The following is a 16,192-nucleotide window of genomic DNA, read 5'->3' on the forward strand; positions in this document are numbered from 1 at the left end:
GATGACATTGTTAGTTACAAGTCGTTAGGAAAGAAAGCATAAAAATACGTTTACACAGTATATTCACACTAATGAGTTAGGAAAACTTAACTATGACATTCACACCACCGACCGGCTTTTCCGACTCTGGCAATGAAATCGCGCCTCGTGTCAGGGTACAAGAAAAGCCTACGAAGATGTAAGCCGCACACGCCATGGTCACCTGTCGCCTCCTTACCTACCATACATGCGACCATGGCGTTCAAATTCATTTACCTAGCTAGAAGCCTTGCCTACCTGAGGCTTTTAACATCGATAAAAAATCTTCCGCCTCAGCTTTAATAGCCATATATTTTAACGAGACAGCTATCCAAAGATGTTGCTTTGTTTGGGATAAAATATGGGTGTCATGTTTATTACTTGGTTATTGTTGATGTATTCTTTCTATGGCCTTGCCTACCATCACAATATCATCCTGCGATCCAAGAAGATTATCTTTCCCTTTAGATAACAAAAAAAATACGCCAGCTTTTCTATCAACAGTAAAATACATATATGACTCACCCCAAGGGTCAACCAGATTTATTTTCGTAGACAGGTAAGGCCCCTTCCAATAATCGCAACTAGGTATCTCAGAAAATAAAGTGTCAAGGTTTTGAGGATACTTTCTACAATGTGCTTCATATGCCAACACAGCAACACGCAAGGCATTTAAATCCATTTGAACCCTATTTCCGCGAGAGTCACTCAAAGCGAGTTGGCAATTAAAAGTTAATAATACAAAAATAAGAAAATAAAATTTATACATTTTTAGTCCAAGGCTATTTAAGTTTTTTATCAAGAATAGCCCTAGATCTACTAGACCAGACAAGTGGATTTACATTAGCACCACGCTCAGGGATACTCATTAAAAAGTTTGAACCATAATGCTCTAAGCCAAATCTATGACCAAGCTCATGTGAAGCTATATTGCCTATAGCTACTCCAAGTAACGAAGCATTTAGCTTAGAGAAAGTACCATTATTTAATTCATGATAAATAGATTTTGACAAATCACTAACAATTGACCCTACATATACATCAGCCCTAACAACGCCGTTGTGACCAAATGTAGTTCCATCATCAACAACAGCATTAGAAAAGAAGATGGTTTTACTAAAAATAGGGAAACCACTACCTTCAATAAACTCTATATTGTACCCTGAATAATCGGTTACAAGCTTTTCTAATATACTAGCCTTAACTTCCGCGTAATTTAACCCATCCAACAAACTTTCATCAAGCTCACTGAAATCAAGATAAACTCTTCTTTTACTTACAGCCTTCTTAGCAGCCGAATTCAAAGCATAAACAATCGCCCCAGATTTCGCACCATTGGCAAACTTACCACCACTTAATACTGAGGAGGTGCCGCCTACCAGTGCCGATATGATAACACCTTGGGCAAAGGCCGGGAAATTACCTTGGCCGCTGCCGTTGCCTCCTGGGGCGTAGGATGAGGCGGCGGCGGAGAAGCCGGCGGCGACAAAGCCGTTGCCGAATTTGCCACCTTGAACTTCGGCCATTATGCCACCGACTACTGCATGGGAGGCAATTTTTAGGGCGTAGCCCTTACTACTCAAACCTGCGGCATTATTAGCTCCGTAATTAGCAGATAAGCCTTGACCAATACCGTAGGTGATGCCTCCGTAGGCGGCGGATATGGCGCCGGCTCTGGCGGCTGCGCCGAAGCTGCCGGTGCGGTAGTAGGTAATATCGGCGGTGACCATGGCGGTGACGCCTATGCTACAGGGCCCGCAGATAGCTGCAGAAACAATGCCTGCCACCGTGGGCGCCCATTGGGCAAAGGTATCGTTTTGAGCTAAGCGGCTATTAACCGCGTTCATGGCATGGGCGCCGAGTAAATCGCCGGTATGTAGGAAATAATGCCCGCCAGCAAAACCGAAGCGTCTCGACAAACTTTTGAGAATATAACCGCTTGGGTCGGTGGCATTGAGTGGATTGTTACGTACATAGGAATAGCGGTTATACATTTGCACATCTGCCGCTGCCTGTACAAAAGGATCAGCCTGGGCAAAACGAGCAAGGCTGGCGTCGTAAATTCGGCCATTCATATGAATCAGCCCTAGCTCGTCCAACATTTCATGGCCGGTATAGCCACGGGATGTAATGCCATCGTCAAAACCAAATAGCTGGGTGTCGGAGAATAAGCTTAGATTGCTATCTTGTTGACGTCTGGCACCCCAGGGGTCAAAGCTCATACTTTGTTCCAAGTTACCCAAGTCATCGGCAATAACATCTACTGAGCCTAAGTGATCTTTAAATATATAACGCTTTTCTTCATCGCCAATAACAGCAAAGCTGCTGTCTGTGGTGTAAGTACGCTGGCCTCCGGTCACACTTCGGCGCCATTCATAAGTGCCATCATTTAACTTAACACGTTCAATATTGCCAACATAAAGAGTTGTTTTATTTTTTTCTGCTACAGTGCTATTGGTTTCTACCTGCAAATATCGTCCACGCTCCGGGCCATATAAAAAGCGAGAAGAGTGATTGCCTTTCGATATTTGAATAGCTTTGTCGAAGGTAGAATAAAGTAATGTTCTGGTGTTATCAGAAGTAAGGTTGCCGTTATTGTCATAAACAAAACTATTGCCATCCCCCGTTGAAGTCACTGCGTGTTTTTTTGTGGGGTGGAGATAGTGGTAAGTACCAACACCCGCTTTGTAGGTGATATTACCAATGGATGAATAGCGCGTATCTTGTTGCGCAGCACTTAACGACGCACAGTTACTAACACTCGTGGTGCCAATATTGGTTTTAATTAAACGGTTGAGGCTATCGTAACAAAAACTTTCTTGCAGGTTTCTGTTCGCCGATTGGTTGCCATTATTTGCCAGTGAACTTTGGTTGTGGCGGGATTTCAAATTACCCACAATATCCCAATCATAGGTGATATGTTGGATTGTCATCGCATCTGGTGTTTCAGAAGTATTCATCAAACCGCCAATATAAGCGATTTGCTTTTCTAAACGGCCAGTAGCGTCATCGTAGTATAGCGTTCTGCCATAGGGACCAACATAAGCACGTGTCACCTGCCCCCTTTCGTTAACGCTGTCAGTGCGATATAACTCTTCCCCTGTCTCCAAGTCTTCCGTGTGAGTTAAGAAGCCACGACTGTTGTAATGGTTACGCACACCACTTTGTATATCTTGCCCTTGTGTGTTCACACTAAAGTCTTTTATCCAACCATGCATAGCATCGTGCGCAATATCGATACGTCCTGTTATCGGATCGTAGCTGACATCAGAATTAAAGGTTTCAAGTGGTGTAGCATCATTGTCATCTGCATTGATATGGGTGGTAGTGACCAGAGGACGGCCATAATTATCGAAGGTCTGATACTGGCAATACTGCGTGCTGGCTTGGGTGCAACGTGTATGAGCAGCACTTCGACTTTGCACAACCGCTGTCACTTGGCCTATAGCATTGGCAACACTTAGGGCGGCGTCATCTGTTTCTCCGTCATAATACCAGTGGCTATAGTTTTCTAAGGAAGTTTCACTACTATTCCAGTAATCAAAACGCTTAACAATACGACCGAGAAGATCATAGCGGTTTTTAATTACTTGACCTTTTGCGTCTTGCTGCCTGATCAATTCACCGAAAGCATTGTATTGATATGTCCAATAGCCTTTATCCACATCGGTCATGGATGTTTTTCGATTGAGGAAATCGTAATCGATTGTGGTTTTTATAATATCCCCTTCAGCGGAATGTACTGCGGTTTCCCTAAGGTTCCCCTCTACATCATAGTGATAGCGAATATAGGCATAATCATTTGCTGAATCGTGAACGTTATCTTCAACTTTGATAACTTCATCGAAAATATTTTTGATTTCACGTTTTGTTTGACCATCGGGATTGGTTGTGGTGCTAGTAGTGCCGCTGTACACCATTGTGCTTACCGCTTCCGTTGCACCGCCAGCAGAAGCTGGTGCAGAAATACGCAGTGCGCGCCCAAGAATATCGTAGCTGGTGGATGTCCAATATTGAGGGCTTGAAAAATATGGTTCACTGACCCGAACAGTTCTGCCAAGGGCATCGTATTCTGTATCCACATATACCCAGCGGCCATCAAAACTTGTACTCGCAGACCTTACTGTACGCCCTAGTGCATCAAAATATTCGACACTAGTAACACCATGTTGAATACTTTTTCTCAGTGCATATTGTACTCCCATATTTATAGGGCAAGCAGGAGAAACCTGAGAGCAGTTTAAATATTCAGAGCTTGATGTATTTTGTGTAGCGGTATTATCAGTACGGCTTATTTCGCGGCCAAGGGAATCAAATACAACATCTGTAACAATTCCGTTAGTGCCTTTAATTTTTGTCGGCGCACCAAAGTTATTGCGCGCCAATATTTCTTCAATCTCATGGCCTTTAGCATTGATACGTTTATCAGCATAACGCTTAGTTGAACTGGTAAAGAGTACTCTTGATTCACGGGTTTCTATTGTATCGCCATTCCACCCTGTTACTTCAGTACGCTCAGTATTGCCGCGTGAATCATAGAAATTTTTCTTAACAAGCTTATGAGCATTATTAGTGCTGTTTGGCTCTATGCGCTCTTCATCTAACATGCCATTAGAATAATAACTGAACTCCACATAACGAGGTGCCTGCGCAATACCATTACGCTCACCGCTAGTAGATGTAGAAACTAAGCGCCCCAGCTGCTGATAGGAAAAAGGTTTGCCATGTAGGGATATGCTGGTACTGCCAGAATAGCTATTAATGGTCGACTTACTCTGGTTGATTGTGATTGCCCCAGAATTAGCATCCGGATCGGTAAAAATACCGCTCACATTGGTAGTAGACGTAAGCAAGTTACCAAAGCTATCAAAATTGGTGTGTGTGACGGTGGTTGCAAGGGGAGAACTGTCATCGACAAGAACATCTCCCGTAACAGAATGTGTGTTCGTACTAGTTGAGTAAACGTGTTCAGTACTTGTTATCAGCTTAGGCTGGTAAAAGCTAACATTATTCGGCTGGAACAGATCGTAGTTATTTATTTTCTCAGAAAGTTTCTTGCCTTCTTTGGTTCTTACAATCGTATTAGTCGGCATGCCAATATAAGGGAAATCTTGACGATATTCTGTGGTTGTATAAATGCCTGTTTGAGTGTCGATAGAGGTTAATGATTTAAAACCGAGGAACCCTCGTCCACCAGCCTGCAATTTCGCTTCTGCATATAAGTAGTCAACACGATTTAGCGCATTGGGATTACCGGCAACTGGAGCAGAGCTTTCGACACTGGTAACAATTGGCGTAGGTGAATTTAAATCAATAATAGGCCGACCAAATTCACTCGAACTTGAATCGACATTTAATGGGTTGTGAAGATACCTATTAAAGTCGTCGTAGTTAACTTCGCGGAATTCACACAACTGACCCAACAAGTCTCCTGGTTCTTGTTCGTAGTACGAACATTGACGATATTGACTTTGAGATTGTGCACGTATCTCCATTCGTGCATAGCTACCAGTTTTATTCAAACGCTCATATTTAACATTTGTTACATTACCAAAGTTATTAACAAATGAAGTAATGAGGTTGTGATTAGCATCATCTTGATTAAGATAGAAAAGAATCCTTTTCTCTCTGTCACTGCTATAAGCATTGCGCAACTCAACAAGATCATCCGCGCCATCGCCGTTTACATCCATATAGCTATAGGTATTATCATCGGCAACATTACGTATAGACTCTGGAGGTGAGAATGTTTCATTTTCTGCATCCCAAAGTGCTACAAATAACTTATTAGCGCTTCTGTCGTGCCAGAATAAATCTAAGAAACCGTCCCGGTTTCGATCAACGGTAGATGGCAATAGCGTAGCGTTCACATTGGGGTGCTGGATGACCGAAGGTAATACAGGCAAAATAATCGGGGAAGCAAAGCCCGTACCCGTGCTTAAATATAAGCGGTATTGGTTACCCACCGAAACAACAATATCTGCAAGATTATCCGCATTAAAGTCGGCAACCATTGGGGTATCCGAAATTTGCCCTACTGACGATGGCGGGCAGGTCCGACATTGTCTTAAAAAAGTCGATGTTTGCCAAAATAACTGCGTGCCAGTATCGGTAAATATATATGCAGCAATAGTCTTAGTTGTTTCAATAGTAATATTGTTGGGGGTTTCATCTTCAGTGTATGTAACTTCTGAAAATTTAATGTAATCAACATTACCATCGCCATTAAAATCGCCAAAAGCTTTAACTTCTCCGGCGCCGCCGATGGTTTGAGGTTGAGATGTAGCATAATGGTAATGAGAAGCAGCCGTTTCGGGTGAATTGACATCCCGTTTTAATAGTATGGCTTCGCTATCGTCTAAGTTATCAATAAGGCCATCAGAATTAATATCAACAAATATTTTCCCAGTTAAATTTCGAGATGTGACGACAGGAGTGGGATTTAAATTCCAATTGCCAAAGGTATCAGGCGTAGCCAAATGAATTCGCCATTCTTGATCATCGGCATAACGAATGGCTAAATCCTGACGACCATCGGCATTATAATCAACAATGCTAGTTTGATAGACATCGTCATTACCTGTTGCAGCCTTGGAAAGCATATTCGTTACTGCAGAGTAATCTGTACAATTGCGAATCGATAATGAGTAGCCCGTGTAAAAACGGTTATCACTTTGATCGTACCAGCCATAGATAATATCTTGGCAACTATCCCCGTTAATATCCGTAGGTTTAAAATCCAGTAATGTTTTTTGTCCACCGGAGACGGGAGCAAAATTGAAATTGGCGTGTGCAGAGACTTCTCTAGTTTGGTATTGCCAGTCAAATTCTAATGGCGACAAACATAAAGCATCTGATACTGTACACTCTTGTATGCGACTCAAACGGCTTACTCGATTATCTTCTGTCGCTTTTAAATAACTTAAATTGTACCGCCTAAAAGTATGAGTATTATTGCTTACAGTAATATTTTCTAAACGTGCCCTAGCCTGTGTTAAATAGCCTGCTGTATATCCTTTTTGGATATCGGGCCGCGCCATTGTATAGTTAAATTTAATGACGCTTTCACCACCGGCATAAACTATTCTGTCGAGCCTATGGCTATCACTTCCACCTAGATAGTAATAATCGATATTATTACTAAAATTATCTGATTGACGACTTAGTGCCCACACTAAGGTTTTCGAGCCCAGATCCAGACTGGCATTGTTTGCTGAGCCGTAACGACTTAGTGTTCCGTCTTTGGCAATGATATCAAAGTAAGCTGGGTCGCCATTGGTTCCGCCAACAGCGTAAATATACTCATGGGCGTCAATCTCTGTTCGATATTCAGATCCTGGAGCACCATAGGTACCACTCACCAGAATCAAACGCTGGCCATTTAAACAAAATTTGTCTTCGTTATTAAGTTGGATAGGCTTTGCTTGACCATCGGCAAATAATGTTGATCGACAACGGGTAATTGCACCGCCGGCGCTTAAAGACCATCCCCGGCCAACAACAGTGTTGGTATTCAGTGATGAATAATCCAAAGAAACAGAAGGCATAACACCTGCAATACCTTCTGGCATTGAGATGGATACGCTATAAGTCGCCGCTCCCGATTCATTCACTCGAAACGCGCCATTAGTAGATCCCACTAGCGTTGTCGGCAAAGGGGCAGATGCTTCGAGAACATAATCTATATTTTCGTAGTTACCGCCACCAAAAATGGCGGTATCGGCATAAAGGCTATTTTCTGCAGCAATGACGATCTCTGGTAAGCCATCACCATTAGTATCTTTTAACGACAGCCTTGTGCCAGAGTCATTAATTAAAGTACTGTGTTGATCGGTATATTCTTTAAATTGGGAAGGCGCACTATTTGCTACGCTGCCGGTATAAATATAGGCTTTATCAAAATCTGGGGCCCTTAACAGAATGTCCGTAATATTGTCTTGATTGAAATCAGATAAAAAATAATCTATTCCCTCGACTAATAAAGTTAAACCTAAATCTAAAATCTCTTGATCTGATAACGCAGGACTCTGAAGCCTGGGGGATGAAGAAAAGAATTTCGAGATAATGATCTGGCCACCACAACCGGTGGGGGAGCAATCAACTTGATCCGTCTGCTCTGTAACGCCATCAATAATATAAGCACTTTGTGGGGGAACAATTATAGGGATACTAATTTCACTATGCAGCAAAATAAATTGTTGTTTGCCATGAAGGTATATGTCATCTGTGCCATCACCGTTCACGTCACCGCGATAAATATCATATTTGTTATTATTAAAATCAACTGCATGAACTAAGGACGGTACTAATAAATATGAAGCTAATATGAAAAATATCTGCAATACTCGAACGAGCATATAAAGTCCCCATATGGTTACCACCAAATTTAGTGGTATTAAAATAAAAATCAGGTGAGATATTTTGAAAGTTCATTTGGGAGAAAAGCAATCCATTTGCGGGATGCTTCCGTTCAAACACCTTTCCTAAACATTTATTTCTATGGTAATCAAAGTTGTAAGGGGCTGTCTACACTAATCGAGTCGTTGATAAGCTTATATTGTGACTAGAATACTCTTCACTGCTGCATTTTTCACTCTTATATACAATTGCAATTACCGTCATCAAATAGCATAATAATAAAAATATATGCAAAACTATTGCAGGTGTGCAACAATGTCCATGTTCGAGGGGATTACTGAATTTATTGCAGTGGCTGAAACCCAAGGGTTTTCTTCGGCAGCTAGGCGTTTAAATGTTTCTACATCCCATGTAAGTCGCAGAATAGCCGACCTTGAGGCCCGCCTGGGTATAGCGCTAGTGGCGCGCTCTACTCGCCAAGTGAAATTAACAAATGCTGGCGTTATTTATTATGAACGTTGTGTAGATCTCGTACATGGCCTAGATCAAGCCAATGAAATACTAACTGCCGGGCAAATTGAATTAAGCGGTGTGCTGAGAGTGACAGCCGCTGGAGAATTTGCCGAAAAAAACGTAATACCTGTGCTTATTGAGTTTATTGCACAGCACCCAAAGCTAACTCTCGAGCTGGATTATAATACACGCATGGTGAATTTCGTTGAAGAAAGTTTTGATTTCGCTATTCGTTTCGGCTCATTACCAGACTCAAATTTAATCGCACGCAAATTATCGGATCATAATTATATTACAGCAGCCAGCCCTGAGTATTTGTATAATTTTGGCCGCCCTGAAACGCCGCAAGATCTCAGTGCTCATTCTTGCATAGTGACAACTTATAATCGGTGGCCGTTTGTGTGCGATAATAAAACCATAGAAGTGAGCGTTAATGGAAGAATCAAGGCCAATAGCGTAAGAACGGTTGTCAATGCATGTAAAGCAGGGTTAGGTATTGCCTATATGCCGATAACGAGTTTTGGCGATACTATAGAAAACAAACAGTTAGAAAGTGTTTTAAGTGGTTACTGGAAAAACCGAGGTTCTACTTGGATTGTATACGCGAACAGAAGATACTTGTCGGCAAAAGCTCGTATGGCAATAGATTTTCTACTGTCGAGATTTCAAGATAACCCACTGTAGTTAATATGTAGATGAATAATAGATTGCTTAAAAATCTACTAACGGCTGAGGCTAAACTTTAAATTGCTCTACCAAACCTGCAACTTTTTCACTAAGCTCAACTAGCGCTATATTTGATTGGTCGTTCTCTGCAGTAATTTTAAGGGTTTTGTCATTACCAGCTTTTATACTATCTACATTATCTTTTAAGCGGACAAGCGTTTGACTCAACTCTTCGGCAGCCGCTGCAATTGTCGTGGCACTGGAAAGGTTTCTTTCAACAGAGTCTTGAATACCTTTAATAGTGTTACCTGCTTGAGCGACAGAAGTAACGTTTAAGTTTGCTTTCTCTAAACCGTTCATCATAAGCTCATGAGTCTGCTCCACCTGCTGTTGCAGCTCGGTAATAATATTAGTGATATCCGATGTAGACTCCTGTGTACGCTGAGCAAGAGTTCTCACCTCATCGGCAACCACAGCAAAACCTCGACCCTGTTCGCCTGCTCGGGCGGCTTCAATGGCAGCATTTAAAGCCAGCAAATTGATTTGTTCAGCAATACTTTTAATAACATCGATAACGGTACTTATCGATTGTGAGTGTTCTTGTAAAGAGGACGTCTTTACTGTTGATTCATCAACATTTCTGGCGAGATCTTGAGTCACTTGATTCGCCGAGGAAACTTCACTCATACCCTCATGAGCTAAATTAGTTGTCTCTTGAACAACGTCGGCAGTGCTGGCTGCGCTAGAAGCTACGTCGGCAGAGGTCGCTTGCATTTCATCGATGGCTGTCACAATATGACTCAGTTGATGATTTTGATCTTCCATCAAAGAATTAAGACCATGTATATTTTCTTGGTTGAAGTGCACAGAACTATTGAGCTTCTCTGTCACATCAATAATATGTTTTATAATGCCTTGAATATTTTCGATAAATAAATTTATCCCTGAGGACAACTCACCCAGCTCATCTTTTGAGTCATGATCCAAACGCTTGGTAAGATCGCCATTACCCGAAGCAATATCTAATACACGCTTATTGATTTTCTCAAGGGGATGAATAATAACCCGATGGGCAAAAACACTTATTAACACCAAGCATGCGACTACAAGAATAACAGTTTGTAGGATACTTCGCTTTATTGTCTCGTAGAAAGATCCGTTGAGGGTCGCGTTGGAAAAAACTAACTTCACCTGGCCGGTATCGTAAAAAACTCCCTGATCATCCACTTTAATGCTGGTTTCTTTTTCGAAAAGTACACTACCTTGAAACTCGCCATCATTTATTATTTTCTTATCTTCGTCCCATGAAATACTAAAAAGTAGCTTTTTCTCAAGATTAAATACTGATATCCCTGTCAAATCATTTGTCCCAAGCTCAGCTTTAGCAATCTTTTTCGCAGTTGCAATATCAAAATTCCAAAGAGGGCTAGCTAGAGTAATACCTATTCTAGATGCAGTATTTTGTGCGGCTTGCTCCATTTTTACGGTGAGGCTTTTCTGCACTTGCCATAAATCTACCACTGCATAGATGGCTAAAACAGCGGTCAAGATTACAAGTAAGGCAAGGTTGAGTTTTGTCTTTAGAGTCACAGCTAGCAGTCTTTTCGATAAGGTTTTGGCGCCATTTTTTTGCTGACATTCCCAAATACGAACGAATATGTCATTCAAATTTATATTTTACTTCTATGCTTATACTAGTAGAGCAATGTCATTTTAGCCAGGGGGCAACAGTATGCTGAGGATATTTAAGCAATTACAGAATAGTGTTTTCATGCTGTTCTTGGTGAGTTATAGCTTTGTCCCAGTGCATGCAGAATCCATGGAGGTTAGTGTATTTATCACAGCTAGCGGACAACGTACTTTTTTTACCAATAAGATCAAAGAATTTGAAGAAAAAACAGGGACTTCCGTCCGTTTAATTGCTAAAGAAGATGCCGATTATAAAGCATTAATGAAAAAATGGTTTGCAGAGAAAAGTGGACCAGATGTTATTCACTGGCAAGGGGGAGAACGTTTATTTCGTTATGCTCGACGTGGCCAACTACAAGAAATTGATGATTTATGGCAACAGCGAGATTTTAGCAATCGCTTTACACCTAGCGCTATTGATGCAGTGTCTTATCAAGGTAAGCATTATGCTATACCTATTTCTTATTACCAATGGGGTTTTTATTATAGAAAGTCATTATTTTCTAACCTAGGCCTGTCTCCGCCACAGAATTGGAATGAGCTATTACATGTTTGCAACGTACTGAAGAGAGAAGGTATTGAACCAATCACCCTAGGAGTCAAAAACAAATGGCCATCTGCTGCCTGGTTTGACTATATCAACTTGCGTATAAACGGCCTTCAATTTCATAGATCACTTCTTACAGGTAATATTTCTTATCACGATGAGAGAGTTCGCAAAGTTTTCAGTGCTTGGCGAGAACTGATTACAAACCAGTGTTTTGTCAAAAGAAACATAGTATGGAATTGGAAGCAGGCTTTACCCTTCTTGTATCATAAAAAATCTGGGATAACACTTATCGGTAATTTCTTTGCCGGACAGTTACCCGAAATGTTAAAAGAGGATTTTGCGTTCTCGCCCTTTCCTGTGATAAATCCAAATATTCCGAATTATGAGGAAGCGCCTTTGGATCTATTTATGATTCCAAAACACAGTAAGCACCCCAAAATGGCCGAGGAGTTTCTGAAGTTCGTGGCAAGTGAGCCTTTTCAAACTGAGTTAAATATCGTCCAAGGCACGATTTCACCCAATAAGAAAAGCCCAGCAAGTAATGATTATTTTATTCAACAAGGAAGTTCGGTACTAGAAAAAGCGGCTGGTGTTTCGCAGTTTTTCGATCGCGACACAAATGCAAAAATGGCTGAACTAGCTATTGGAATTTTTACTGATTTTTTACAAGATCCTAATATTGATAGGACTCTAAAGCAGCTTGAAGAGGCTCGCCGAATATCCTTCAACTTATAACCGTTAGAACGCCCCTGTAACCTTAGAATGAACCTATAACCTTAGAATAAACCTATAAAAAGCAAGATAAGATGTTTTGCTGTATATCTGCTATGCAATAAAAGCGTGCATACTATTAAATGTTGACTTATTTCACATTTTTTTTAACACCCTTTCGGCTTATACTTCACGGAAACACCCTCACCTCGCTCAAAATAGATATAATCAATTGTTATGCAACTGAAAATTCATAATAAACGCCACATCATAATCTTGTAATACATTGGCGCTAGATTAATTTTGACAAATAGGTAATTGGCTAAAAAATCATCCCACACTTTATGCTTACTTCTGTAAGTTTGTTATCAAATATTTAATATACATAGGCTATCAAGGTTATATTATGATCAGATTCAACAATCTAACCAAGCGTATTGTTTACAGTACGCTTGCAGTAACTATTGGGTGCAGTACATATGTTAACGGTAATGAAAACCGTCATGTACCTCATCGTTTAGTCGGCTGGGCGGCATTAGATCAATCTGAACGAGAGCAGGGCCCAACTTCCGGTCAATTTATTAACGGGCAATTAGGTATTACCCCTCCGTTCTTCAATACTCAACCTATTCCAGGTTGGTCTGGGTTACTGAGAAACAATGATGGCTCGTTTACGGCGCTTCCAGATAATGGCTTCGGAGCAAAAGGAAATTCCGCTGATTATTTAATCGGTTTTTATAATGTAAAAGTAGACTTTAAAAAACGCGGTGATGGTACGACCAAACCGGGAAATATTGAAAATCAATTTTTCGTGCCCTTTAACGATCGTAATAACCTACTTAAAAACGGTAAAGGTATAGACCTGGTTATTACCGCTGACTTAGAGAACTATAGAAAAGGCAGCGGCTTTGGGGAGAATTCTAATATTCCTGTAGACTCAGACATCAAAGATAATCGTTTATTAACCGGTTATGATTTTGATGTTGAATCAATCGCTCGTGCTAATGATGGCAGCTACTGGGTTGGCGAAGAGTTTGGGCCGTTCCTACTTCACTTTGATGCTGAAGGTACTTTAATTGAAGAACCTGTTGCGCATCCATTTTTAGTAAGTCCTTTCCATCCTGTTGCACTGGCGCTTCCTGAAGAAGCGACCCATGGCGCTAGTCGAGGCTTTGAAAGCTTAGCTTTTGATAATGATAATGAGTTTTTATATGCTGTGCCAGAAGCTGCACCAGTGAAGCCTGAACTAAGACCTCGCGCAGAAGATGAGCGAGTACTTGAAATTTTCCAATTTGATCCAAAAACATCTTCTTATACCGGTGTTACATATAAATACCGTAAAGATGGTCCAGTATTGGGCAATAACATTGTTATTGGTGATATGACAAACGTTGGCAAAGATAAATACGTATTAATTGAACGTGACAGTAAATTCGGCGCTAATGCTGAAGTGAAAAGACTTTATATCATTGATCTCAATGTTACTGACGAAGATGGAATATTGCGCAAAAGATTGTTAATAGACCTCTTGGATATTAATGATCCTAAAGATATAGGCGGACCACTGGAAGGCTTAGCTGATAAAAAATTTAGTATGCCGTTTGACTCTATCGAAAGCCTCGTAGTGTTTAATAGAAAAACCTTAGGTGTTGCTATTGATACTAATTTTCCGAGTGAAGACGGGCGTGCTCCTGGGACACCAGATAGTACTGAGTTTATCAAGCTGAAATTCCCAAGGCCTATAGCGCGATTCGCTCCTAGCGATGATGAATAATTGTAAAAACTAAAATAGATCTTTGGTGAGAGCGCGTATAGTGAGGGCGAGCATTTGGCCTGCCCTCACTTCTTAAAAACGCGGCGCATGCAAAACACCAGGTCTTTTATCATGCAGGTTGAACACTTTATTAGGCCATCGTTTACCGTCTATTTGTTTCATTAGTTTATGAAACTCATCTTCGTCAGCTATTGCACAGGCAACATATGAACATTCAATAGAACGATAATATATTTCACTGTAGTTGCCAACAGCTTTAATAATTCGCAATACCCACTCTTCAGAAAGCCCAATTTCCTCCATGCCTTTTGCCATTAGAAATTGCCTTTCTATCGTATTACCAGAAATATATTTCTCGTCTACATTATAGGAGTTTATACCTAGTTTATCGGCATAGAGTAATGCATAAATTGTGAAGTTAATAATTGTTTGCCAACCATAATCTCTTAGTAGAACAGGCGCAAGCGGGTCTAATCCGGCTTTATCAAAAGTTCTAAGTGCTAATGCTTCCCCGAGTTTTCGCCTCTCCTGGTCGATTTTTATCTGTTTGAGTATAAAGTAATTGCCAAAAACAAAATCGCACAATCTATTATCTGCGCGCAAAGCTTGTAGCAGTTTTACATTATCGGATAAATTATTACCTGCTTTATCTTGAGTAATAATATGAAAATTAACTTCTTGTTTAAGATAATACAGCGCCTGCGCATTAGATGTGCCTGGCTTAACGCAAACATTTTTATCTCGTATTTCATTGTTTGATACTAGAGCACTATCATTTTCAGATACAAGGTCAAGTAGATATTCTCGTTCGTAAAAATAAATAGGGCCAAATAAAATTTTGCTGTTAAGATCACGCGTAATAGTGTGTGAGGTATTGCGAAACAGTATATGAACATCTTGCTTTTCCAATGCCGCAATGCGTTTTTCAAACCGTGAGCTACTTACCTTTACATATTCCACATCTACTTCAAGCGCACGTCCTAAAGCTTTACAGAGCTCTACATCAAGCCCCCACCATGTTTGTTCTGCATCATTGCGTAAAGAAAAGTGAGGCAATAGGCCATCTACACCACATAACAATTTTTTATTTTGCTTTATTGCTGACAATACATTCTGGGATAAAATGTATTCATGCGCTGGATAGAGCGAAACGCCAATAGCAGCAACTAGCGATAATACAAATATACCCAGGAACCCGGTCATCCACTTCTTATAGATAGAAGTTTTCAGCTCACTTTTATGTATAGCGCCTACAATGTCACTATGGTCTGGAACACCCTTATTTTTACCAGTTTTCTCCTCTTCTTTGGTATTACTAGAACATAGCACTAGAGCTGACTCTTTAGTCATTTTTGCAAAGCCAAGGCCACGCCTGTTAGTAAACCGATACCAACCGATAACCGCAGCCATATCGGCTGACGCCGCATCGTCCAAGCTACTTAGAAAGTCTAATTGGTGGTTACTAACTCGTTTAATTTCATCCGTTACAAAGCGGGTAGGTAGTTGCCTTTCAGAACGTTGTTTAGCGGCTTGACGAGCGATAATATGTGTTTCAAATACACAGGTCTCAAGAGCTTGCCCCTGATCGGACAAGCGCTGTTCAGAAAGGTTAACTAGCGCCCAGATAATCTCGATCCATGCAGGTCTGGTTTGACGGTTTGTCTCTGCTTCTTTTTTCTCCAACCAGCGCTTTAACGGTGCCAACTCCTGCACATCGGCTAATGGTTCAGTGCCCACTTTGTAGGTTTTTTGTTCATCCAAAAACTCAGGAAGCATTTTGAGGTTCTGCTCTTTTCGCGTAAAAATACATAAATATATAACTCCTCATCCTTTATATAAATTAAACCATGACTTTATGAGCCATGCTCAATTTTCCTCTAAATCGTCACTAATTAGTAAATACAACGTTACGA

7 protein-coding genes are annotated in these 16,192 nt (G+C 40.8%); 3 read left to right on the top strand and 4 right to left on the bottom strand.

Going from position 1 to position 16,192, the window contains the following annotated elements; all coding sequences use genetic code 11:
* Positions 1 to 403: 403 nt before the first annotated feature.
* On the bottom strand, positions 404 to 820 hold the full coding sequence (locus tag BVC89_RS23815) for a type II secretion system protein GspG (RefSeq protein WP_086933607.1): 417 nt from the start codon (positions 818 to 820) through the stop codon (positions 404 to 406).
* Positions 801 to 8,375, bottom strand: a complete 7,575-nt coding sequence (locus BVC89_RS23820) for an RHS repeat-associated core domain-containing protein (protein WP_086933608.1) — start codon at positions 8,373 to 8,375, stop codon at positions 801 to 803. Before BVC89_RS23820 ends, BVC89_RS23815 begins: the two co-directional genes overlap by 20 nt.
* Before the next feature lie 316 nt (positions 8,376 to 8,691).
* On the opposite strand from BVC89_RS23820, the gene BVC89_RS23825 reads away from it, so the two are divergent.
* Positions 8,692 to 9,573 carry a LysR family transcriptional regulator gene (locus BVC89_RS23825; RefSeq protein ID WP_086933609.1) on the top strand — a complete coding sequence of 294 codons (882 nt, stop codon included), beginning with the start codon at positions 8,692 to 8,694 and terminating at the stop codon, positions 9,571 to 9,573.
* A 51-nt stretch (positions 9,574 to 9,624) separates the two neighbouring features.
* Here the strand turns inward: BVC89_RS23825 and BVC89_RS23830 are convergent, their stop codons facing one another.
* A complete protein-coding gene (locus BVC89_RS23830; protein WP_086933610.1) occupies positions 9,625 to 11,223 on the bottom strand; it encodes a methyl-accepting chemotaxis protein in 1,599 nt (532 codons plus the stop codon).
* A gap of 64 nt (positions 11,224 to 11,287) precedes the next feature.
* Here BVC89_RS23830 and BVC89_RS23835 point away from each other — a divergent pair, with 64 nt between their 5' ends.
* Together BVC89_RS23835 and BVC89_RS23840 are read left to right on the top strand one after the other, a co-directional pair.
* The gene (locus BVC89_RS23835; protein WP_216825035.1) at positions 11,288 to 12,529 is read left to right on the top strand and encodes an ABC transporter substrate-binding protein; all 1,242 of its coding nucleotides are present in this window, start codon (positions 11,288 to 11,290) and stop codon (positions 12,527 to 12,529) included.
* Between the two features lie 382 nt (positions 12,530 to 12,911).
* The gene (locus BVC89_RS23840; RefSeq protein ID WP_086933611.1) at positions 12,912 to 14,279 is read left to right on the top strand and encodes an esterase-like activity of phytase family protein; all 1,368 of its coding nucleotides are present in this window, start codon (positions 12,912 to 12,914) and stop codon (positions 14,277 to 14,279) included.
* A 72-nt stretch (positions 14,280 to 14,351) separates the two neighbouring features.
* Here BVC89_RS23840 and BVC89_RS23845 read toward each other — a convergent pair whose 3' ends face one another.
* A complete protein-coding gene (locus BVC89_RS23845) occupies positions 14,352 to 16,055 on the bottom strand; it encodes a transporter substrate-binding domain-containing protein (RefSeq protein ID WP_086933612.1) in 1,704 nt (567 codons plus the stop codon).
* Positions 16,056 to 16,192: the final 137 nt, after the last annotated feature.

Source organism: Agarilytica rhodophyticola (assembly GCF_002157225.2).
GTDB classification, from domain to species: Bacteria; Pseudomonadota; Gammaproteobacteria; order Pseudomonadales; family Cellvibrionaceae; genus Agarilytica; species Agarilytica rhodophyticola.

Coding starts and splice junctions, on each gene's coding strand:
- BVC89_RS23820 (WP_086933608.1), bottom strand. CDS start 8,375: ATGCTCGTTCGAGTATTGCAGATATTTTTCATATTAGCTTCATATTTA.
- BVC89_RS23825 (WP_086933609.1), top strand. CDS start 8,692: ATGTCCATGTTCGAGGGGATTACTGAATTTATTGCAGTGGCTGAAACC.
- BVC89_RS23835 (WP_216825035.1), top strand. CDS start 11,288: ATGCTGAGGATATTTAAGCAATTACAGAATAGTGTTTTCATGCTGTTC.
- BVC89_RS23840 (WP_086933611.1), top strand. CDS start 12,912: ATGATCAGATTCAACAATCTAACCAAGCGTATTGTTTACAGTACGCTT.
- BVC89_RS23845 (WP_086933612.1), bottom strand. CDS start 16,055: ATGCTTCCTGAGTTTTTGGATGAACAAAAAACCTACAAAGTGGGCACT.